The following is a 22,834-nucleotide window of genomic DNA, read 5'->3' as shown; positions in this document are numbered from 1 at the left end:
CTTAAATGACATTGAGATGACTAAAACATGAACAACACATGACGAAAAAAAGAGGCCGAATTAAGGCCCCTTTTGTTTTCATCAGCAGAATTAATGCTTGACGCGATTGGTAATTAAAGTACCTACACCATGATCAGTAAAGATTTCTAACAAACTTGCATGTGGTACACGTCCATCAACGATATGCGCACTGACCACACCACCTTTTACCGCATCGAGTGCACAACCCACTTTTGGAATCATGCCACCATAAATCACGCCTGTTTCAATCAGACGATCAACTTCTTGCGTAGTCAGCCCCGTTAACAAGTTTTTATTTTCGTCCAGTACACCAGTGATATTGGTCAATAAAATCAGTTTTTCTGCGCCTAATGCTTCTGCAACTTTTCCAGCCACAAGGTCAGCATTGATATTATAAGTATTGCCATCCTCATCTACACCAAGTGGTGCAATGACAGGAATAAAATCACTTTGGGTAAACATTTCAAGGACATCGGTTTTTACACCTGTAACTTCGCCAACCATGCCCAAGTCAATCTGTGAAACGGAACCATCTGCTTCCTGTTTTTCCATCAACAATTTACGTGCACGCAGCAAATTGCCATCTTTACCCGTTAAACCAATGGCACGACCACCATGTTTATTGATCAGATTCACGATCGATTTATTGACGCTACCGCCGAGTACCATCTCAACCACTTCCATGGTTGCTTCATCAGTCACGCGCATGCCATCAATACGGTCAGATTCTTGCCCTAAACGTTTTAATAATGAATCCACTTGTGGGCCGCCACCATGTACAACGATTGGATTTAAACCTACTGTTTTTAACAACACAATGTCGCGGGCAAATGAACTTTCCAACTCAGGATCAGTCATCGCATTACCACCATATTTTACAACCAACGTTTTTCCTGCAAATCGTTGGATATACGGCAAAGCTTCAATCAAAATTTTTGCTTTATCAATGCCGATATGTTCATGTGGCATGCGTCTCTCCTTATTAAGCCTGTGCGAGTTCTTGTGCAATCTGTGGATAATGGTCTTGCAGCATGGAAACAAATGTCTGGCGAATTTCAACTAACCGATCCGGATTGTCTGCATCGAAGCGGACGGTAAAATATTCACCAGTATTTGATGCTCGAATAATGCCAAAACCATCATCAAAATCAAGTCTTACACCATCTATTTTACTTAAACGTGCACCTAAACGGTGACTTAAAATCTCGATCTCATCTAAAACCTGTTTCGGATTAGCATCATGCGTGCTGATATAAGTATCTTCGGTGCAGTAACGTTCAGGATAAATACTCAATAATTCAGACAAGCTTTTTGCTGTTGATTGTGTGAGATATTCCATCACACGCAAAGCCGCATAGAGACCATCATCATAGCCATAACCACGTCCGTCGTTAAAGACATAATGGCCTGCATATTCGCCACCAAAGACCGCAGCACCTTTGGATTGAGATAAATAAGCCCGTAAAAAACTGCTTCCTGTACGGATCATTTTAGCCTGTCCCGCAAGTTGCTGAACCGTGTCAGACACCATACGCGAACATTTCACATCAAAAACAATTTCTTTTTGTGGATGCTGCTGTAAACAGATCTGTGCAAATAAGGACAGCAAGCGATCAGGACTAATAATCGTGGCCTGCTCATCTAGCAAAACAACACGATCACCATCCCCATCTAAGGCGATACCAAGATCTGCCTGTTCTGACAAAATCGCTGCCTGTAATTGCTTTAAATGCTCAGCATGAGAAGGATCTGGTGCATGATCGGGGAAATGTCCATTGGCTTCACAACGTAATGCAATCACCTCACAACCTAACTGTTGCAGCACCAGTTTTGCACAATGGCCTGCTGAACCATGTAAACCATCAAGAGCAACTTTTAACGGTCGAGCCAATTGAATATCATCAATTAATGCGTGTTGATACTGTAAACAATATTGCGGAATAGTGTGATGCGAGCGGATATCTGAGGTAAAACTTTCTTTGGCTGTCGGTAGAGAAATTTGCGCGAGCTGACCAACGGATTGAATCGTTTCAGGACTCGGAGGCTCTCCTTTGACAATCCACTTAATTCCGTTATCAGACTTTGGATTATGGCTTGCAGTCACCATAATGCCATTCCCACCAAAATCACGGGCAATGTAATACATCATCGGTGATGAGCAGCAACCAATACTAGTCACTTGCAGACCTTCTTGTTGAAGCGCGTGCTGAATAATTTCAGCATAATGAGGGCTGGTTAATCGCGCATCATAACCAACAACAACCTGATTCTGTCCAGCGTTTTTATATTGTAAAGCTAAGGCGTGGGCAATTGAACAAATAATATTTGGCGTGAGATTTGAAAGTTTTCCGCGAATATCATAAGCACGAAAAATATTCAAAGGAAATGTTTGTTGTATATTCACAGCAAGCCCCTATTTTTATAATCATTCGATTATTCAAAAATGGCGAAATTATTAAGTAATTAATTAACCCTTGTTCAGAAAAATTAAAATAATTAATCAGTTGCTTTGTAATATACTTTAAACAAACAATCAATATGAAAAATGCAATGTTTTCCAGTAAAACATTGCATTTTAAGTGATATTTACCGGAAAATTATTGCTTGCCCGTATGTCCGAAACCACCAGCACCGCGCTCAGTTGCAACAAATTCACTCACTTGTTCAAACTCGGCTTGTACGACTGGTACAAGAACATATTGAGCCAAACGCTCACCTGGTTCTAAACGGAATGTATTTTGACCACGGTTCCAGACAGATACCATCAATTCACCTTGATAATCTGAATCAATCAAACCCACCAAGTTACCTAAAACGATACCGTGTTTATGACCTAGACCTGAACGAGGCAAAATCAAACCAGCAAAGTTTGGATCTTCGATATAAATCGCCAAACCAGTTTTAACCAAAACAGTTTCACCTGGCGCAATATCAATCGCTGCATCTAAACATGCACGTAAATCTAAACCTGCTGAACCTGTGGTTGCATAAGAAGGCAAAGCCCACTCTTGACCTAAACGCGCATCTAATACTTTAACTTGGACTTTCATTACAACTTCCTACTTACAAACTTTTATCGTTTCAACAATGCTTTTAAATTGGCAAGATACTGCTGCGCTTGCTCTTTTGGATCAACATTCGGCGCCAGTTTCTTTTTACGACCATGCCATTCCAGATCATCTTGTGGCATTTCGTCCAAGAAGCGACTTGGCGTCATCTGACGCATTTGTCCACCGTTCTTACGCTGTTCTGCTAGTGTCAAAGTCAGCCCTTGGCGCGCACGGGTAATTCCCACGTACATCAAACGGCGTTCTTCTTCGATAGTTTCTGATGCAATCGAGTTCTTGTGTGGTAACAGTTCTTCTTCCAGACCAATCATATACACATAAGGGAACTCCAGACCTTTTGCCGCATGCAAAGTCAACAAGTTCACTTTATCGGTGTCTTCTTCTTCCTGTTGCTGCTCAAGCATATCCAGCAGTACCAGTTTACGAATCACGCTTTCAATATTTTTCTCATCGACATCGTCAGTACGATTCAATAAGTTTTGAATACTGCTATATAAACTTTCGATGCTATCGAGCTTGGTTTTTTCCTGAGCAGGTGTCGCCGCCTGTTCACGAATATAATCGATATAACCTGCTTCATTGATCATCTGACGAACCTTTGGCATCGGCTCATCATCGTCAAGTAACTCACGGGTAAATGTCGCAATAAAATCAGCAAACTCATGTAATTGTGTAGCTGCTTTCTTCGGTAACACCATGGTTAAACGCTGATCAGCAGATGCTGTGAGCAAAGACAAAGTATTTTCTTGGGCAAATAAACCCAGCTTTTCCAAAGTCACAGGCCCAATCGCACGTTTTGGCGTATTAATAATACGTAGGAATGCACTGTCATCTTCTGGGTTAATGATGAGACGTAAATAGCTCATCACATCCTTAATCTCTGCACGCGCGAAGAACGACTGACCGCCCGACAGTTTATAAGGGATTTGCATCTGACGTAATTGGGTTTCAATGACACGCGCCTGGAAGTTTCCGCGGTATAGCACCGCATAATCTTTCCAGTTTTTACCGTTCATCAATTTGTGCGTGATCAGGTCTTTGACCACGCGTTCTGCTTCATCATCGTCATTTAAACAGGTAATGACACGAATGGTTTCGCCATGACCTTTATCACTCCACAATTTCTTATCGAAAATATGCGGGTTGTTCTCAATCACGGCATTGGCCGCTTTTAGAATACGACTGGTTGAACGATAGTTCTGCTCAAGTTTGATGACTTTAAGATTATGGAAGTCATCCTTCAATAACGCCATGTTTTCAGGCTTTGCACCACGCCATGCATAAATGGACTGGTCATCATCACCTACGGCGGTGAACTGCCCCATCACCCCAACCAACAGCTTAACCAAGGTATATTGCGCAGTATTGGTATCCTGATATTCATCGACCAGTAAATAGCGAACGCGGTTTTGCCATTTGTCACGCACTTCAGCATTTTCCTGAAGCAAACGTGTCGGCATCACGATCAGGTCATCAAAGTCTACGGCGTTATAGGCACGTAAGTTACGCTCATAAAGCTGATAAAGATGTGCAAACTGGACATCTTCAACCGTTTCACAAGTTGAATGTGCTTGTTCTGGAACGATCAGATCGTTTTTCCAGTCTGAAATTTTCTTCATTGCCTTGGCAAGAAGTTCTTTACTCTCTGCCCCTGACAAATTATCTCGCTGCATCAAATCCATCAGGATTCGCTTACAGTCATCCGCATCTAGAATAGAAAAGTTGTTTTTAAGCGGTAAATGTTTTAATTCAAGACGAAGTAAATTCAAACCAAAAGTATGGAAGGTCGAAACCGAAAGTCCTTTTGCCTCTTCACGTGAAAGTAATTTACCTACACGTTCTTTCATTTCACGTGCAGCCTTATTGGTAAAGGTCATTGCCGTAATACGATAGGCTGGAATACCACATTGTTGTACCAAGAAAGCCACTTTTCGGGTAATTACTGAAGTTTTACCCGAACCTGCACCTGCGAGTACCAACAAAGGCCCCTGAACATATTTCATGGCTTCAAGTTGCTTGTCATTAAGTTGACTGGCAGATGACATTGGTTATTCCTCTCTCGTTTCCGAGCCTGATTTTTCGAGCACAATTATAGACATCTATGTTTTAGAATCCCAATAGTAAATCTAGGGATATGTATAAATTATGATGCCTTATACAAATGGTGCGCCACGGCTTGTCGCCTGACTGGATCGACAATAAAAAAAACCACCCGAAGGTGGTTTTTTAGAAATCAGTAAAAATTACTGTTTTGCGTAAATGCTGATTTCTACACGACGGTTTTGCTCTTTACCAGCAGCAGTCGCGTTTGAAGCGATCGGGTTAGAAGAACCATAACCTTGCGCATCGATACGGCTAGAAGATACGCCTTGACCAGCTAAGTAGTTTTTAACTGATTGAGCACGTGCTTGAGATAATGGGATGTTGATTGAATCGTTGCCCGTATTATCTGTATAACCCGTTACAAGAATCGCACTCTTGTTATCTTCACCTAAAGTTTGCGCTACTTTGTTTAAAGTGCTGTAGAAGTTAGGTTTGATGTTTGATTTGTTGGTATCAAAGGTAATGCTACCAGGCATGATTAACTGAACAGAACCATCTGGGTTACGGCCTACTTCTACGCCAGTACCAGCCATTTGCTCACGTAATTTTTTCTCTTTATTGTCGAGATATAAACCACCAGCAGCACCAAGAACAGCACCGATTGCCGCAGCACGGTTGTTTTGTTTACTTGTATTTGCGTTACCTTTAGATACGCCATAACCTGCTGCTGCACCAATTAATGCACCTAGAGCAGATTTGTCATATTCTACGCCACCGATGTTATTACCTGTAGTTTGGCAACCAGAAAGTACCAATCCAGCCCCTACGAGTGTTGAAATTACTAATGCACGCATTGCGTAGCTCCTGTCTATGTATTTTGTTGTCTGGACAAATAATGAATGAGAAAACTGGCCTAGACCATTGATATTTTGTTAATAATAAACACTTTATTTGTATTTTTGTAATATTTTGATGCATTTTACTTGAATAAAGCACCACAATTTCTTCATGTTTATGGTTTTCACACAATAAATGTTTTGTGTGATACTCATCACACAGCTAAAAATCCGCTTTCCCCCTTCAAAAATCACATTTAGTCGGAAAAAGCAGTGTTAACCCGCCTAAATATATAAAAATTGTCAACATCTGAAAATATACAGTTGTATTTCAACATCTGTTGTTTATAGTTGGAACATCTCTTTTTTCAAACATCTGCACTCAAGGCTCGATTTATGTCTAACGCCAATAAAAAAGCGTCCTTATTGCAAAAAGTCAGTAAAGGATTAACCGTTAGTTCAGTCATTACAGGAAGTACATTTTTTCATGGCCCACCTGTACTGGCATTAGGTTTAACCAAATTATTTAAAAAATCATCAAAAGTAGACGAAACCAATATTCAGATTACCAACAGTTGGTTAGGGGTAAATAACTGGTTAATTGACAATGTATTGCCAGATTTACACTGGGATATCAGTATTGATAAAAACCTCGACCTGAATCTGCAAGGTCGATATATGATGATGTGTAACCATCAAAGCTGGGTCGATACTACAGTCAATCAGTATTTTGGCCTAACCCGTATGCCACTGACCCGCTTCTTTACCAAATGGGAACTTATTTTTATTCCATTTGTCGGGCAAGCATTTAAAATCCTCGGCTTCCCGATGATGAAACGTCATACCAAAGAGCAAATCGCGAAGAATCCCGAACTAAAATCACGCGATATGCTGGAAGCACGTAAAGCCTGTGAACAGTTACTTAGTCAGCCTTTTACCTTACTCAACTATTTAGAAGGGACCCGTTTTACTCCTGAAAAACATGCTGCACAGCAATCCCCTTATCAAAACCTGCTTAAACCTAAAGCAGGCGGTCTTGCATTAGCATTAAATATTCTTGGGGATAAAATTGATGCATTGGTCGATATGACTATTGTTTATCCAGAGGGCGCGCCTGGTTACGGCGAATTCTGGCTCGGTGATGTGTCTCGTATTGCAGTAGATTTACGTAAAATAGATATTCCAGAGTGGGTACTTGGTGGTAATTATGAGGATGATCCCGTTTATCGTGAACGCTTCCAGAAATGGGTGGATCAGATCTGGACTGAAAAAGACCAGCTCATTAGCCAAATGAAAGCCAAATACCAGCAATAGTTTCAAAAGGAATTGTAGTAAGACATGACCCAGCAGGACTCAGGAAAGAACTCTAAATATAACTATGTCAATCCGAACAGCAAGTTCTTTAAGCTGTTTTTGGTCTATGACATTTTTATGGTCTTTATTATTGTTTTTAACCTGTTCTGCTTAGGCATGAACTTTTTCCTGATGAGCAATATCGGGTCTTGGTTTTTTAATACCATCCAACTCCCGACGGTGCTAGAGTTTTATCGAACCCATTTACACCCGTGGGTAATTACCACTGAAGCATGGTTTATTATCTTTTTAATTGTAGAACTGGTCATTCGTTGGTTTCTTTCAATTGTACAAAAACACCATGCACGCTGGTGGTTCTTCCCTTTCATTCACTGGTATGAAATTCTTGCGGTGATCCCGCATTTCCGTTTTTTACGTTTATTCCGTGCCGGGATCATCGCTTATCGTTTGTATGAGCTGGGCTACAAAGTCGTACCAGATGGAATCCGGATTAAGGCCGTCTTTTATTATCGCGTAGTCATGGAAGAATTATCAGATCGTGTGGTCATTACGGTGATTGATGGCATTCGTCATGAGCTGCAAACCAGTTCACAGCACAAAAAAATCATTCATGACCTCGTTGATCATCATCGACAGCTGTTTACCATCACCTTGGCATCCCTGCTACAAGAGTCTCTTGCAACAGCGTTACAACAACAGCAACCTTTAATTACCCAAAAAGTCGGCGTTATTGTCAATCAGGCCATTGAAGATACGCCTGAACTGACGCAACTCTTACGCCTGATTCCGATTGTTGGCGGAAGAATCGAGCAACAGATTCAAAGTATTGGTCAACGTTTAGGTGAGAATATCAGTGCAGGTTTGATCGAGCCATTTACAGCAGGCTCAACTCAACGACCGAATGAAAATTATCAATATATTGCAGAGCAAGTCAGCCAGTTGAATATTGATAATCAATATCTGGAAGAACTGGTCGAATCGGTCGTATTTGAAAGCCTTGAAGCGATAAGAAAACAAGTAAAAGTGAAGCAATGGCAGCAGATTTTGCAAGAATCTGATCAATTGGATAAAAAAGCGGAATGATTACAAGAAAAATTACCAATCGAGCTAGAGAATTCGTGTAATTTGTTCTAGCATTTGCTTTTATTTACAACTGCTTTAACACAATAGAGCGCTTAAAAAGCCCTGAAGGATAAATTATGGCTGATATACGGATTACGGGCAGAATGGTGAATTTTAGTCGACTCACGTTCGACACAAATGACCATAATGCAATCCGACAGCAACTTACCAGCACGCTGAATGAAGGTTCTTATATCGGTACATTGGTCATTATTGACAGTACTGTTGAGCAAGAACTGATTGCATTAATTCAGCTCTTGATTGATCTGGGTTTACAGCCTATGGCTGTGATTGATGGCATTCTGGGTGATGAAGCCCGCGCCATTCAATTCCCTGTTCTACCCGTAGATCAGCCATTGCAACGTATCAAAGCATCTAAAGAACAGGTAGTTGATCCAGCTCCAGCGAAAGCAGCGGATAATTCAGCAATACAAACACCACAAAAAAACACATCGAATGCATATATCACCTCGTATCATGATGAAATTTTGCGTACAGGCCAATGTTTGGTGCAAGATCAGGGTGATATCATTTTAAATGCAGGCATGAATAGTGGTTCGGAAGTCATTGCATCTGGAAATATTCACATTTATGGCAATGCTCGTGGTAGAGTCATTGCAGGTGCAGGTGGACAAGCTGCAGCACGTATTTTCTGCCACTCGTTAGAAGCCGAATTAATCTCGATTGCAGGAACGTATTGTGTTGCAGATGATATTCCAAAAGATATGATCAAAAAGTCTGTACATATTTATTTAAATAACAAGCAAGAACTTGAATTTGAGGCCTTGCAGTTTTAATTTATCTCATTAAACACCAAAAAAGCCCTTTTAGGGGCGTATGACCATAAATAGGAGTGGATTCGGTGGCCAAAATTGTTGTCGTAACGTCAGGCAAAGGTGGTGTAGGTAAAACTACAACAAGCGCATCTTTTGCAACAGGTTTAGCCCTACGTGGTCATAAAACTGTTGTGATCGATTTCGATGTGGGTTTACGTAATCTTGATTTGATCATGGGCTGCGAACGACGTGTAGTTTATGACTTTGTCAATGTCATCAATAATGAAGCTCGCTTACAACAAGCACTCATCCGTGATAAAGATATTGAAAACTTATATATTCTCCCTGCGTCACAAACCCGCGATAAAGATGCGTTGAGTGATGAAGGTGTTGCACGTGTGATCGACGAACTTTCTCAAGAATTCGACTACATCATCTGTGATTCACCTGCTGGTATCGAGCGTGGTGCGATTTTAGCAATGTATCATGCAGATGAAGCGATCATTGTGACGAATCCTGAAATCTCATCAGTACGTGACTCTGACCGTATTATTGGTATGCTTGATAGCAAGACCAAAAAAGTTGAACAAAACGAAGGTCGTATCCGTAAGCATTTATGTATCACCCGTTTCAATCCGGAACGTGCTGATAAACAGGAAATGTTAACGATCGACGATATTTCTAAAGATATTTTACGTGTGCCGACTCTGGGTGTAATTCCTGAGTGCCCAAGCGTACTTCAAGCATCAAACGAAGGTAAACCAGTGATTCTGTATTCAGAAGAAAAAGCTGGACAAGCGTATGATGACTTAGTGGCTCGCTTCCTTGGCGAAGACCGTCCTTATCGACACATTGCAGTACAGCCAAAAGGTTGGTTAGCTAGACTATTTGGAGCGTAATTATGGCAGGATTCTGGAGTAAACTTTTTAGCAGTGATGAAAAACCATCAAGTGCACAAACTGCCAAAGATCGTTTAAAAGTTATTGTTGCCTCTGAACAAGGCTTGGGCCGTCGCTTAGGCCAAGACAAAATCGACCAAATGAAAAAAGAAATCATGCAGGTCGTGAGTCGTTATGTTCGTGGTGTGGATGAACAGCATATTCAAATGCAGGTTCGCTCAGAAGCAAACATTGAAATGCTAGAAATGAATATCAATTTACCTGAAGATCGTTAGAAGTTTTTTCATTAGCGATTTTTCGTAAATAAGGGCAAAATACGTCGTAGAATTTGAAAAGTATGACTTTTCTTTTCCCTCCCCACTTGAAGCCTAGCTTCTGGTCTTGTGGCAGGGAAAAGTGATACTTCTCTCATCCTGCCTCATATTTTGCCTTTATTATTTTATAAGACTGAGGAGATTGTCATGGCATTATCACAGCCAGCAACTTTCAATGAAGAATGGTCAGATGAGCGTGTGTTTGCCTACCTTAACCAGCTTCCTCCAGCTGGCGTAAATGCCGACTTTCATGTACTTTATCATGCCTTCAAACATATGCGCCCAAATGACTATGAGCGCTTGATTACCAAGTTTTTGGCAGATGGTCGTGACTTGAATGCAACCAATCCTGAAGGCCAACGCATTCATGATGTGATTGCACAATTTCCTCGCCAGAAAGAGGGTTTTCTGGAAGTTTTAGCGAAATTTGCTTAATCAATTCTAGAATAAAGGCCACATAATTTATCAATATCAACAAATTGAAGCGTAAATTATGTGGTTTTAATTTAAATAATGATATTTTTGACATGCTCTGATTAATAACTCCAACTCATAATTTTTATATTTTTAACCTCTCTATTCTAAGAAAGACAATGACTGACCAAAACACAAGCGTAATTGAAAATGCTCCTGTAAATCATCATCTAGCCGATTTAACAATCATTAGCCTAAAGAAATTTATCTTTTTATCGGTTATCTCTTTAGGCCTATATGAACTGTGGTGGATCTTTAAAGCATGGCGTTTTCTGGCACTAAAAGATAATTTAAATATCATGCCTGCTGCCCGGGCTATTTTTTCTATTTTCTTCTTATATTCACTCTTCAAGAGAATCAGGGAATATGCCAAAGAAAAAGACTATGCTCAAGATTTTTCTCCAAGCTGGATGTATGTCGGCTATCTCGTTTTCGCTCTCTTGCTGGCTCGCTTACCTGACCCTTATTGGTTAATTTCTTCGCTCAGTTTTATTTTCCTTGTCCCCGCATTTTTAGCACTCAATGATGCAAAAAGACAGTCGCATGAATTCAATGTGGTAATACAGGAAAAATTTAATACTGCTCAAATTATTGTCATTATTATTGGCTCTATCTTCTGGATACTCTTATTGATGGGGCTGTTTCTTAATATTGAATAATGAAAGCGTGACGAATAATCCATTTATAAAAAAGCCTGCATGTTGCAGGCTTTTTGATTTCTTGATTAACGACTTCCAATCAGATAAACACCCAATAAGGTAAATATCCCACCAGACACGCCATCAATCCATTTTGAAAAGTTTTGGTATGCATTGCGGAATGTCGGTAGAGAAAATACAAAAGCGACCAAGACAAACCATAGAATTGTCTCAATCGAAACAATAATAAAAAGTAGAGAATGGTGCTGATCAAATAAAGGATTTGCCAAAAACAGTGAGAAGACACTACCGAAGTAGATAATCGCTTTAGGATTGGAAAGGTTGGTCAACAAGCCTTTCATAAAGAATAAATAAGGTGACTGAGGTAAGCTAATTGGATTTATGGTTTGATTATTTTTAGAGAAGGCAGAGCGAAGCATTTGAAAGCCGAGCCAACACAAGTATAGGCCACCCGCAATAAGCAGTCCTTGTTTAAGCCACGCCATTTTTTCAAAAATAATATTGAGTCCCATCAAAGCAAGGAGTGACCACAGCATTGCCCCTAAACAAATGCCCAGTACCACCAGAAGCGCTTCTTTACGAGAGCGGCTAATAGCCGTTTGTGAAACCAGAAAAAAGTCTGGTCCCGGTGTAATCAATGCACAGAAATGAATAAAAATTAGCGTACTTAATGCAACTAACACGACTCACCTCAACGTTGAGATTTTAAAGGGCAAGCTTAAATAAAAAATGTGATTTTTACCACATAAAAATACGAAAATCTAAAGCAAAAAAGCCTCTATAAAGAGGCTTTTTTTAGTCATAATTTTCGTTAAACGAGAATATCTCGCTTACCATTGGCACCCATCGAGCTTACGATTCCATTCTCTTCCATCTGGTCAATGATCCGTGCTGCGCGGTTGTAACCTAAGCTAAATTTACGCTGCAATGAAGAGGTTGATGCTTTACGTGTTTCTAAAACGAAAGAGACACATTGGTCATAAAGCGCATCTCGGCTCGGATCACCATCACCATCTTCAAAACCACGCGATGAAGGTTCTTCATCAAATGGCGTGAGAATCTCATCCACGTAATCTGGCTCACCACGTTCGCGCCACGCGTCACAAATACGGTTTACTTCATCATCGCTAATGAAGGCCCCATGTACACGCTCAGGCTCGATTTTACCAGGGCCGAGGAACAACATATCACCATGACCGAGCAAGTCTTCTGCCCCACCCGCATCCAGAATGGTACGTGAGTCAATCTTACTGTTCACACGTAATGCAACACGCGTTGGAATATTCGCCTTGATCAGACCAGTAATAACATCCACCGAAGGACGTTGCGTCGCAAGTAAAAGGTGAATACCTGCGGCACGAGATTTCTGCGCCAAACGGGTAATCATTTCTTCGGCCTTTTTACCGACCTGCATAATCATGTCGGCAAACTCATCGGCAACGATCACAATTGAAGGTAACGGCGTTAAACGCGGCGCACGCTCACCCACAACTGAATCACTGGCTTTCCACGTTGGATCAATCAGGTCTTCGCCGTTGGCAATCGCTTCTTCAACTTTACGGTTATAGTCACTGAGCTTACGGATTTTCAGGAATGACATTAGTTTATAACGGCGTTCCATCTCATTTACACACCAGTTTAATGCGCTAACCGCATCTTTCATGTCGGTTACAACAGGTGTGAGTAGATGAGGAATATCGTTATAGTTGGCCAATTCAAGCTGTTTTGGATCGATCAGAATCAAGCGAAGCTGATCTGGTGTATATTTCAGCAACATCGACAAAATCATCGAGTTCACTGCAACCGACTTACCAGAACCTGTCGTTCCCGCAACCAACATATGCGGTGCTTTGCCGAGGTCAGTAATGACTGGATTGCCTGAAATGTCTTTACCCATCGCCATAGAGAGCAAACCAGCAGGGTCTTCAAAAGCTGGCGTTTTTAACAGCTCAATCAACCGCACCATTTCACGGCTACTATTCGGTACTTCAATTCCGATATACGGTTTTCCTGCAATCACTTCAACCACACGAACAGATGCCATCGACATTGAACGTGCCAAATCGCGTGAAATATTGGTCACTTTAGAGGCTTTTACACCCGGCGCAAGATCCAGTTCAAAACGGGTAACGACTGGGCCAGGTTGAGCTTCGACCACTTGCGCTTTGACATTAAACTCTTGCAGTTTGATTTCCAGCAATTCAGAAAGACGTGCTAATTGCTCGGCAGTGAAGTTCACTTTTTTGTTTGGATCAACTTCATCCAGCAATTCCAGACCTGGTAAGGTTGGCAAATCAAGACGTTTTTTCGCCACTTGCATGGCACGAGACATTGGACGGCCAAATGCATCTGTTAATGGGGCATCTAAATCAAAATCTTCTTCAAGATCCAAATCGTTTTCAGGCTCTGCTTTACCCGCAGTTTCTTGCCATGCTTCGATAAAGGCTTCTTTAGACAATGCTTCTTTCGGTGCATTTGATACTTCAATCGGCGCTTTTACAAAAGCAGACGATTGCGCATAACTTGTGGTACGCGGAGTGGTTTGTTCACGCTCCTCTTCAACCAAAAGATCGTTAAACTCATCAATCTCTTCAGCAACAAAATTATGTTTGTCTTCTTGAAGTGGATTTTGCACAGCAGCGCTGTGATTTTGAGTCATATTCACCTGATTAGACTCACTAATCAAAGCTTCAATATCTGCTTCAAACTCGTTTTCCTGCTCAACAGGTGTGTGTGTCATTGCTGGCACAGCCTGAATGATCGGTGTATGCGCATCTGTTGCTGTTTTACTGTTTGGTACCGCAGCCAATAACTCATCAAAAATCTGGTCATCATTCCAGTCCAGACTGCTAGGATTGCCTTTTTGCATGACTGCATCAGCATGTGCTGCAGGTTCAAGTTGAGGCGCTACATGGGCTGACTCATCAGCAGCACGCAGTAATGCATCAATTTCCTGTTTATGGCTGGCATCATCACGTTGTAATGCACGCCATACTTCACCTGTTTTCACTAAACGCTGGCTTTCAGTTTCAAATTGATGCGCACGCTGTAAGGTTTGCTCAAAGTCATCATCAGGTGCCGTTGTTTGTTGTGGTTCAGCGCTTTGTTGCTGTTCTTTCGCAACCACATCGGCAAATAATTTTTCTGCCATGAGTTGATGATGTGAATCATCAATTTTAATTAGCTTCGCTTGAACCTGATTGGTCTTGGTCTCATTTTTATCATCCGAGCTTTCAGTCGCAGCTTGGGCTTTACTTGTGACAGCTGGAGTTTCAGCGGGCGTCAACTGCTCAGTTAAATCATATGCAGATTCATTTTGTGGTACGTTTTTATAGAATAGATCTTGAAGATACGCTGGGGTATTTTTCAATGTTACCCAAGTCTTGTTCCACTGAATGCCAAAAGCCAAAGTCAGCAACAAAATACTGAATGCGAGTAAAAACAAGGTCGCGCCATAAATCGTCAGCAACTGGGATAAGCTCGCACCCAGCTCATAACCAATGATACCGCCAGCTGCATTGTCCAAAGTATCTGCGGGCATGTTCCAGTGCAAATACAACAAGCTTGAAATCGAAAGAATTAAGAAAAACTGGGCAGCATAACGAAATGGGCGGTTTAAAAAGCTTCTTGGCCACCAGACTTGAATGGCTTCTATAAACAGGAACAAAGGAATAAGCAAACTCGCCCACCCCAGAAATCCAAAGAGTAAATCTGCGATCCAAGCACCTGCCACACCGCTTGCATTCGAAACCTGTTGGGTATCGCTGGAAATGTGCATCCACCCAGGATCAAACGGTGTATAAGTTACTGTGGCAAGAAATAAATAAATGCCAAAGGAAATCAAAAATAATGTCATTAAAAAGCGTTGTGCATAAACACTTGACACCGCAGTCATATACAGTCCTGTAACCCAATTCGTTATTTGTTGGTATCTTTTAAGGTCTAACTTACCTTAATCAATAAGTTTTATATTATGCACTCGTTCTTACAAAAAAGATGCACGATTGTTTACTGTTGTTGTTAACATTCTGCACTGATATAGCCCAATTCGATTGAGTTAATCAATATTATCCGGATCGATTTACCCCACTCCCCTCTCGATTCACGTATAATTTTAGCAGTTTCAATATAAAAAGGATGTTCTTTAATGAGCGCTCGTCACTCACGGTTAATTATTTTGGGTTCTGGTCCTGCAGGTTATAGCGCAGCAGTCTATGCAGCACGTGCTAACCTCAAACCGACACTCATTGCTGGTATACAACTTGGTGGTCAATTAACGACGACGACTGAAGTTGATAACTGGCCTGGTGACCCTGAAGGATTAACTGGTCCTGTACTTATGGAACGTATGCAAGCTCATGCAGAACGTTTTGGTACAGAAATTGTCTATGATCATATCAATGAAGTTGATCTTAAGACTCGTCCATTCGTCCTTAAAGGTGATATGGAAGAGTACACATGTGATGCGCTGATTATTGCAACAGGTGCAACTGCACAATATTTAGGTCTTGAATCTGAAGCAGCTTTCATGGGTCAAGGCGTAAGCGCATGTGCAACCTGTGATGGTTTCTTCTATAAGAACCAGAATGTCATGGTTGTTGGTGGCGGTAACACAGCAGTTGAAGAAGCACTTTATCTTTCGAATATTGCAGCGCATGTCACACTTGTTCACCGTCGTGATAGCTTACGTTCAGAAAAGATCTTGCAAGATCACCTTTTTGCCAAAGAAAAAGAAGGCAAAATCAGCATTATCTGGAATCATCAGGTCGATGAAGTCTTGGGCGACAATACCGGCGTAACATCTGTTCGCATTAAATCAACTCAAGATGAAAGCACTCAGGACGTTCAGGTACAAGGTCTGTTTGTTGCAATCGGTCATAAACCAAATACGGGTATGTTTGATGGTCAGTTGAATTTACGCGATGGCTATATCCAAGTACACAGTGGTACGGCGGGTAATGCAACTGCTGCTTCAATTGAAGGTGTATTCGCTGCAGGTGATGTTGCAGATAGCGTTTACCGTCAAGCGATTACTTCAGCGGGTTCAGGTTGTATGGCAGCCCTCGATGCAGAGAAATATCTCGATAATTTAAACTAATCGGGCCACAATTTAAAAACCACCAGACATTGGTGGTTTTTTTATGCCAGCATCCCTACAATCAAAAATGATGACTTTTTAGACAAAGCTGCTTTTTTAATAGATAGAAATACATTGATGAATAGGATAGATAAATGACAACGACCTGGACAAATGGCTATCAAACAGAAGTGAATTATACCTACGGTTATTATCGAGATCTCAGCCCGAATTTCCAAAAGTTTTGTTTATTATTAAATGGGATCGATAGTCCAGACTTTCAGGAAAATCAGAATCACTGCGAACTTGGATTTGGGCAAGGCGTCAGTATTAATATTCATGCCACTAGCAACCAATCCAGCTTTTATGGCACCGACTTCAACCCTGCGCATGCCGCACATGCCAACCAGCTGGCAGAACAAAGTAAGGTTGAGCATTATTTTTATGACGATAGTTTTGAAGAGTTACTCAACCGCCAAGATTTACCCATGTTTGACTCGATCAGCTTACATGGCATCTGGAGCTGGATTAGCCATGAAAACCAGCACATTATTTTAAAATTTATCCGTCAGTTCTTAAAGCCCAATGGCATTGTCTATATCAGCTACAACTGCGTCACAGGCTGGGCAGCCAATATGCCAATCCGTGAACTGTTTCATAGTCATTTCAAATTTAATAGCAAAAGTACCAATCCCCTGCAAAAGGTCAATGAAGCGCTCAGCTTTAGCGAAGACCTGCTCAAACAGAATCCGATTTTTGCACAACGTAATCCCAATGCGGTTCAGAAAGTTGCCGATCTTAAACAACAAAATCCCAACTACTTGATTCATGAATATCTCAATCAGGACTGGCAATGCTTCTCTTTCCAGCAAGTGGTGCGAATTTTAGATGAGATCAAATTATCTTATGCAGGCTCTACTGATTTAAATACCCATTTAGATAGCATTAACTTCTCCCAAGAGCATCAGAACTTTTTAAATGCGATAGAACATCCTATTTTCAAAGAACAATGTCGTGATTATTTTGCCAATACTCAATTTAGACGCGATTTATTTATCCGCGGTAAGAATAATTTGACCCCATTGCAAGTTCAGGAGCGTTTGAGAAAAACAGCCTTCGTTTTACTGACTGCCAAAGAAAAACTGCCTCATAGTATCAATGGACTTTTAGGAACATTTAATTTAATTGAAGATATCTATACCCCGATCGGCAATAAATTTGCAGAAGAAAACTATCGTCCAATCACTATTGCTGAACTGGAACAAAGTTTTCCAGAACTGAATTACGCTCAGATTCTCAATGCTTTGGTGATTTTATCGCATCTAGGTTTGGCCCAACCCTGTCAGACACTGGAACCGAATAATGACATAATGCAGCAAAGTCATCGCTTAAATCATTATTTATTGGAACAGGCGAGTTTTCATCAAAACTATAATGTCTTAATTAGCCCGATTACAGGTATCGGTATTCCAGCCGATCATTTCCAGCAATTGTTCTACCGCGCACATTTCATTGATGGCTTAGAATCAGCAACTGAGTTTGCACACTATGTTCAAAATGTCATTAGCCAGCTCAACTGGCTAGTACTGGATAGTGAAGGTAAAACTGTATCTGATCGAGAAAAGAGTCTGGAGGTCATTCAAGCCAAGGCTCAATTTTTCCTAGACAGCAAAAAGCTGCAAATTGCCAAACAACTGCGCCTATTTAGTTAAAGGCTTAGTGCGAATGGCAATCTTCAAGATTGCCATTCCTGCTCAGTTCAGTTAGTTTAGAATCATTCCTATTTACTTTCTTTGCTATGCAACAGCTTCCACCCTCGCAATATATTTTTCCAGATCCTGTAGAAGCAGATCCAGAAAGCCAAGGCTTTATCTGTATCGGTGCTGATCTTAGTCCGTCTACATTATTTGAAGCCTACACACACGGTCTGTTCCCCTGGTTCAATGAAGATGAGCCGATCTGCTGGTGGAGTCCTGAACCGCGCTGTGTGATTGAACCACAACAATATAGGCCGAGTAAGTCACTCATTCGCAATATGAAAAAGCATGATTACCGAATTACCATTAACCATGCTTTTGAAGATGTTATTCGTTCCTGTTCCTTACCGCGCAGTTATGCCAATGAAACTTGGATCAGTGAAGACATTATTCAAGGCTACTGTGACTTATTTAAAGCGGGCTATGCCTATAGTGTTGAAGTCTGGCAACAAGAGAAGCTGGTAGGTGGCTTATATGGCGTTACCATAGGCAAAGGCTGTTTTGGTGAGTCGATGTTTAGTACTGAAACCGATGTTTCGAAAATGGCGTTCTATACCTTAATGCTGATCGGGCAGGAAAATCAGCTTCCGTGGATTGATTGCCAACTGGTCAATGATCATCTTTTAAGCCTTGGTGCGAGTACACTTTCTCGCCAAGCCTATCTTAAATCGTTACAAGATGTAATTATTGCCCCCTCTATCAATTGGAAAAGTTATCAAGAACGTGTATTTTCAAGTAAAACAATAGCAGTTTTTGGCACATTAGACGGTTAACGGATTAACACCTTGGAGGGACAGATTAATGAAATCATACCAACCCAAGTCCCTTTTAAATGACTTACAGTACTACATTACACCACCGCATGATTGTAGTTATCTCGATAATAAATCTGCCCGGATGGTATTTCTGGACCCGATTCACCGTATTGATGTGGTGACATTGTCAGAACTTTCTCGGGTTGGTTTCCGTCGTAGTGGTGATTTTGTTTACCGTCCTGAATGTCACTTATGTCGCCAATGTCTATCTTGCCGCGTCCCTGTTCAGGAATTCAGCATGAATAGCAGCCAGAAAAAGGCTTGGAAACGTAATCAAGATTTAGAAATGAGTATTTTGCCGACCTCGCAAGCCACTCAACAGCATTATGACTTGTACGAACGTTATATCAATGAACGCCACTCAGATGGTGATATGTATCCCGCCAGTCTGGATCAATTTGAAAAGTTTCTAGTGCATAGCTGCACAGAAAGCTTCTTTATCGAACTCTGGAAAGACCAAAAATTAATTGCTGTCTCAACCTGTGATTTGATGGATGATGGTCTTTCTGCGGTTTACACCTTCTTCGATCCAGATGAACAACGCCGTTCACTGGGTGTATTCGCCATCCTTAAACAGATTGAATATGTACGTAGCTTGAATCTGGATTATTTATATCTGGGTTATTGGGTACCGCATTCAGATAAAATGAATTATAAATCGCAATATACACCACTCGAATTATTATTGGATGGACAATGGCGCAGACTCAATCGTCCACTTTCAGACAATGAAATTCATCAATTAGGAAATTCATTGATGAGTACACTGCCTTCCGAGTGGAATAATTTAATTATTAAATAACGCAGCAAAATCATCTGTGCATGTCTTGACCATAATCACGGCATGCTCTCTGGAACCATCAGGATTCGGATAATAATTTTTGCGCAAATCAATTTGATGAAATCCTGTTTTTTCATATAAACGAATTGCAGCGCTATTACTCTCACGCACTTCTAAAAAAATCTGAATCGGATTGTTCTTTAACTGCTGAATAGAATCATCCAATAAAGTATAACCAAGTCCTTTGCCCTGCTGACTTGGATGAATTGCCATAAGCAACAGGTTTGCCTCATCCAGAACAGGTTGCAAAATACAGAACCCCACCACCTGATTGGCTTGCTCATACACAGTACATTGATACGAAGCTAAAGATTCCTGAAATTGTTGCTTGCTCCATGGATGTGTTTGCACTAAGCGCTCAATGGCTGCCACGCTTTCCAGATCACGCTCCTGCATCAATCGAATCACAATCTTTCACTCTATAAAATACTGATGCAAATTATCGACAATTTCAGCTAAAAATTGAATAAAAAAATGGGCAGTTTTACTGCCCGTTGGAGTTAACTCAGATTAAAACCTAATTCGGCCCGCCATTTATTGAGTAATTCAGTCGTATCATCGTCATTTGGATGAAACTTCGGTCTCAAGAACGAAAGTAAAGTTGGAATCTGACGCGTCATAAAACCTTTATAACCATACATAAATTTCAACATGTATCGGGTATCACGCCATGTCAACTTACCATCGACTTTCAATAGTTTTGCAGTGAAATAAGATTGGGTAATAAAGATCAGGCCCATCGCGATAACCAACGCCAATGACCGCATGAAATAGGCTTTAGCGCCCTGCCCATACATAGATTCATACACATCAAAGGCCACTGCTTTATGTTCATTTTCTTCGACCGCATGCCACATCCATAAATGGTACATGGTCTCATCCATAAACATCGCTTGAATGTCTGGATTACTCAATAATTCTTCGGCAATGGTCGAGGTAAAGTGCTCTAAAGCACACGTACCAGTCAAACTGATCATTTCTTTGGTGAAACCAAAAGGTTTCAATAGTTTAGATGTTATACCGATGGTTCGATTAATCAGGCGTCCTGTTTGCTCTTCCATCTCACGGACATTATATCCATAAGCTTGTGCTGACGCATTGAAGGCTAAATGCTCTTTCGAATGCATGGCTTCCTGACCAATGAAAGCACTGATTTCTTTCTGCAATCTAGGATCAGCCAACTTAGGATCGTTACGCACTGCACGTGTACTATTCACAAAGAATTGTTCACCTTCTGGAAATAGTGCTGAAAGCGCAGTCATAAAATGTGTTAAGGCAGCATCTCCATTTGCCCAATAACGTGGCACTTCACCAAATTCAAAATCCATTCGGCGTACAGGAAAACTGGCGCCAGCTCGGTTTGAAATATTGACTTTAGCATTCATACGCTTTTCTCCTATCCGTGAATATTCTTCATAAAACATATCTGATACTTCTTTTATACGCCCTTTTCAGTGCATCGAATAAGTGCAGATAAGGTCAGAAAAGCATCATCTTAGGACATGTCTTCACACTGAAAATCATCTATGAAATGAATGAGTAAAAAAGAAAAAGGGCAATTCTAATTGCCCTTTTACATCGATTTATTTGAAGATAAGAAAATTAGAAACCGAGTTTCGCTTTCCAGTCTTTTAACAACTGTACCGTATCCAGATCATTTGGATGGAAGCCTGGTTTAAAGTAAGCCAGCATCTCACCTGCCATACCAGTAATAATCCCTTTTGAAGGACTATAGCCATATTTATAAATCATCGCCAATTCTTTAAAGTTCAGCTTTTTATCTTGTTGAAGCAAACGTAAAGTGAAATAAGACTGAAGAATAAAAATCAGGGCCATCGCAAAAACCAGCGCAGAGGTACGCAAACTATAAGCTTTTAAACCTTTGCCAAATACGGCTTCATAAACATCATAAGCTACGGCTTTGTGCTCATTTTCCTCGACTGCATGCCAGAACCACATATACGACATGGTCTCATCGGTCATTAAGTCCTGAATATGCTGATTACGCAATAACTCAGAAGCAATGGTCGCAGTGAAATGCTCTAAGGCAGTTGTTGCGGTGAGGTTGACCATTTCTCTGGTCATACCAAACGGTTTAACCACTTTAGAAAAATTCTTTAAGGCAAATTGAATATAACGTCCAGTGATTTGCTCTAAAGTTCTTACATCATGACCATATTTTTGTGCAGAAGCATTAAAGTTAACATGCTCTTGTGTATGCATGGCTTCTTGACCAATAAACGCACTGATTTCTTTTTGTAGTTCTTCGTTGTCTTTAATCGCTGGGTAGTAACGAACTGCACGTACCGCATCAATAAATAATTTCTCACCATCTGGAAACAGTGCAGATAAACCTGTCATAAAATGGGTTAAACCTGCTGAACCATCCATCCAGTATTCTGGTACTTGATCGAAATCAAAATTCATACGACGGACTGGGAAGCTTGCACCCGCACGATTTGAAATATTTACTTTAGCATTCATGCTGCCAACTCCTTTTTCAGTGAAACATTCCACTGAGCACTTTTATTTGTTTCTTGCGTTTTATATTACGTTTTTATGCAAATCAAATAAGTGCAGTTTGGGACAGCAAGCTATCAGTTAAGGACACTCTTACAAAAGGATTGTCTAACAATAGGCAAAAAAAAACACCCCAAAGGGGTGTTTTTTTATCACTCTAGGCGATTATGCAGTTACTTTAGCAACAACACCAGCACCTACAGTACGACCACCTTCACGGATCGCAAAACGTAGACCTGGGTCCATTGCGATCGGGTGGATTAACTCTACTGACATTTCTACGTTGTCACCAGGCATT

21 protein-coding genes and 1 pseudogene are annotated in these 22,834 nt (G+C 40.9%); 11 read left to right on the top strand and 11 right to left on the bottom strand.

The genetic code is table 11. From position 1 onward, the window contains the following. Positions 1 to 90 precede the first annotated feature (90 nt). The 5 genes from argB to PJ15_RS14440 form a co-directional block, all read right to left on the bottom strand. Positions 91 to 990, bottom strand: coding sequence for an acetylglutamate kinase (gene argB, locus PJ15_RS14460; protein WP_004770969.1), 900 nt, complete (start codon positions 988 to 990; stop codon positions 91 to 93). A gap of 13 nt (positions 991 to 1,003) precedes the next feature. Beyond that, the gene (locus PJ15_RS14455) at positions 1,004 to 2,425 is read right to left on the bottom strand and encodes a phosphomannomutase/phosphoglucomutase (RefSeq protein ID WP_047431936.1); all 1,422 of its coding nucleotides are present in this window, start codon (positions 2,423 to 2,425) and stop codon (positions 1,004 to 1,006) included. A 193-nt stretch (positions 2,426 to 2,618) separates the two neighbouring features. Then, positions 2,619 to 3,071, bottom strand: a complete 453-nt coding sequence (dut, locus tag PJ15_RS14450; RefSeq protein ID WP_004770966.1) for a dUTP diphosphatase — start codon at positions 3,069 to 3,071, stop codon at positions 2,619 to 2,621. A gap of 23 nt (positions 3,072 to 3,094) precedes the next feature. Continuing rightward, positions 3,095 to 5,134: a UvrD-helicase domain-containing protein gene (locus PJ15_RS14445; RefSeq protein ID WP_047431934.1), complete on the bottom strand. Its 2,040-nt coding sequence runs from the start codon at positions 5,132 to 5,134 to the stop codon at positions 3,095 to 3,097. A 198-nt stretch (positions 5,135 to 5,332) separates the two neighbouring features. After that, the gene (locus tag PJ15_RS14440; protein ID WP_004770962.1) at positions 5,333 to 5,986 is read right to left on the bottom strand and encodes an OmpA family protein; all 654 of its coding nucleotides are present in this window, start codon (positions 5,984 to 5,986) and stop codon (positions 5,333 to 5,335) included. Positions 5,987 to 6,364: 378 nt separating this feature from the next. Between PJ15_RS14440 and PJ15_RS14435 the strand changes: the two genes are divergently transcribed. The 7 genes from PJ15_RS14435 to PJ15_RS14405 all read left to right on the top strand — a co-directional run bounded on the left by PJ15_RS14435 (position 6,365) and on the right by PJ15_RS14405 (position 11,526). Beyond that, entirely contained in the window at positions 6,365 to 7,282 is a 918-nt protein-coding gene (locus PJ15_RS14435) for an acyltransferase (protein WP_047431932.1), read from the top strand. A 24-nt stretch (positions 7,283 to 7,306) separates the two neighbouring features. After that, entirely contained in the window at positions 7,307 to 8,365 is a 1,059-nt protein-coding gene (locus PJ15_RS14430; RefSeq protein WP_047431929.1) for a hypothetical protein, read from the top strand. Positions 8,366 to 8,481: 116 nt separating this feature from the next. Beyond that, on the top strand, positions 8,482 to 9,201 hold the full coding sequence (gene minC, locus PJ15_RS14425) for a septum site-determining protein MinC (RefSeq protein ID WP_047431926.1): 720 nt from the start codon (positions 8,482 to 8,484) through the stop codon (positions 9,199 to 9,201). 65 nt (positions 9,202 to 9,266) lie between these two features. After that, entirely contained in the window at positions 9,267 to 10,079 is an 813-nt protein-coding gene (gene minD, locus PJ15_RS14420; protein WP_004770954.1) for a septum site-determining protein MinD, read from the top strand. Between the two features lie 2 nt (positions 10,080 to 10,081). After that, positions 10,082 to 10,354 (top strand): cell division topological specificity factor MinE, encoded by a 273-nt coding sequence (gene minE / locus PJ15_RS14415; protein ID WP_004655180.1) that lies wholly within the window; start codon positions 10,082 to 10,084, stop codon positions 10,352 to 10,354. Between the two features lie 186 nt (positions 10,355 to 10,540). Further along, positions 10,541 to 10,828 (top strand): PA4642 family protein, encoded by a 288-nt coding sequence (locus PJ15_RS14410; protein ID WP_004770953.1) that lies wholly within the window; start codon positions 10,541 to 10,543, stop codon positions 10,826 to 10,828. Positions 10,829 to 10,986: 158 nt separating this feature from the next. Continuing rightward, on the top strand, positions 10,987 to 11,526 hold the full coding sequence (locus PJ15_RS14405; protein WP_047431923.1) for a hypothetical protein: 540 nt from the start codon (positions 10,987 to 10,989) through the stop codon (positions 11,524 to 11,526). A 65-nt stretch (positions 11,527 to 11,591) separates the two neighbouring features. On the opposite strand, the gene rhtC is transcribed toward PJ15_RS14405, so the two are convergent. Together rhtC and PJ15_RS14395 are read right to left on the bottom strand one after the other, a co-directional pair. Beyond that, a complete protein-coding gene (gene rhtC, locus PJ15_RS14400) occupies positions 11,592 to 12,209 on the bottom strand; it encodes a threonine export protein RhtC (RefSeq protein ID WP_047431920.1) in 618 nt (205 codons plus the stop codon). A 128-nt stretch (positions 12,210 to 12,337) separates the two neighbouring features. Further along, the gene (locus PJ15_RS14395) at positions 12,338 to 15,421 is read right to left on the bottom strand and encodes a DNA translocase FtsK (protein ID WP_047431918.1); all 3,084 of its coding nucleotides are present in this window, start codon (positions 15,419 to 15,421) and stop codon (positions 12,338 to 12,340) included. A 252-nt stretch (positions 15,422 to 15,673) separates the two neighbouring features. Between PJ15_RS14395 and trxB the strand changes: the two genes are divergently transcribed. The 4 genes from trxB (at position 15,674) to PJ15_RS14375 (ending at position 19,977) form a co-directional block, all read left to right on the top strand. Next, a complete protein-coding gene (trxB, locus tag PJ15_RS14390; RefSeq protein ID WP_004770946.1) occupies positions 15,674 to 16,624 on the top strand; it encodes a thioredoxin-disulfide reductase in 951 nt (316 codons plus the stop codon). Between the two features lie 134 nt (positions 16,625 to 16,758). Then, on the top strand, positions 16,759 to 18,315 hold the full coding sequence (locus PJ15_RS14385; protein WP_047431915.1) for a class I SAM-dependent methyltransferase: 1,557 nt from the start codon (positions 16,759 to 16,761) through the stop codon (positions 18,313 to 18,315). 86 nt (positions 18,316 to 18,401) lie between these two features. Next, on the top strand, positions 18,402 to 19,133 hold the full coding sequence (gene aat, locus PJ15_RS14380; RefSeq protein ID WP_047431912.1) for a leucyl/phenylalanyl-tRNA--protein transferase: 732 nt from the start codon (positions 18,402 to 18,404) through the stop codon (positions 19,131 to 19,133). A 28-nt stretch (positions 19,134 to 19,161) separates the two neighbouring features. After that, on the top strand, positions 19,162 to 19,977 hold the full coding sequence (locus PJ15_RS14375) for an arginyltransferase (protein WP_005256372.1): 816 nt from the start codon (positions 19,162 to 19,164) through the stop codon (positions 19,975 to 19,977). Here the strand turns inward: PJ15_RS14375 and rimI are convergent. The 4 genes and pseudogenes from rimI to PJ15_RS18460 form a co-directional block, all read right to left on the bottom strand. Next, entirely contained in the window at positions 19,963 to 20,424 is a 462-nt protein-coding gene (gene rimI / locus PJ15_RS14370) for a ribosomal protein S18-alanine N-acetyltransferase (RefSeq protein WP_205620026.1), read from the bottom strand. The two genes, PJ15_RS14375 and rimI, sit on opposite strands and share 15 nt — an antisense overlap. A 92-nt stretch (positions 20,425 to 20,516) precedes the next feature. Next, positions 20,517 to 21,401, bottom strand: coding sequence for a metal-dependent hydrolase (locus tag PJ15_RS14365; protein WP_047431905.1), 885 nt, complete (start codon positions 21,399 to 21,401; stop codon positions 20,517 to 20,519). A gap of 217 nt (positions 21,402 to 21,618) precedes the next feature. Continuing rightward, positions 21,619 to 22,500, bottom strand: a complete 882-nt coding sequence (locus PJ15_RS14360) for a metal-dependent hydrolase (protein WP_004770935.1) — start codon at positions 22,498 to 22,500, stop codon at positions 21,619 to 21,621. A 201-nt stretch (positions 22,501 to 22,701) separates the two neighbouring features. Beyond that, positions 22,702 to 22,834: pseudogene (locus PJ15_RS18460) on the bottom strand (elongation factor Tu); the annotation flags it as partial.

The sequence above is a fragment of the Acinetobacter sp. neg1 genome (assembly GCF_000788125.1).
GTDB classification, from domain to species: domain Bacteria; phylum Pseudomonadota; class Gammaproteobacteria; order Pseudomonadales; family Moraxellaceae; genus Acinetobacter; species Acinetobacter vivianii.
This window is presented reverse-complemented; position numbering and strand designations above follow the sequence as displayed.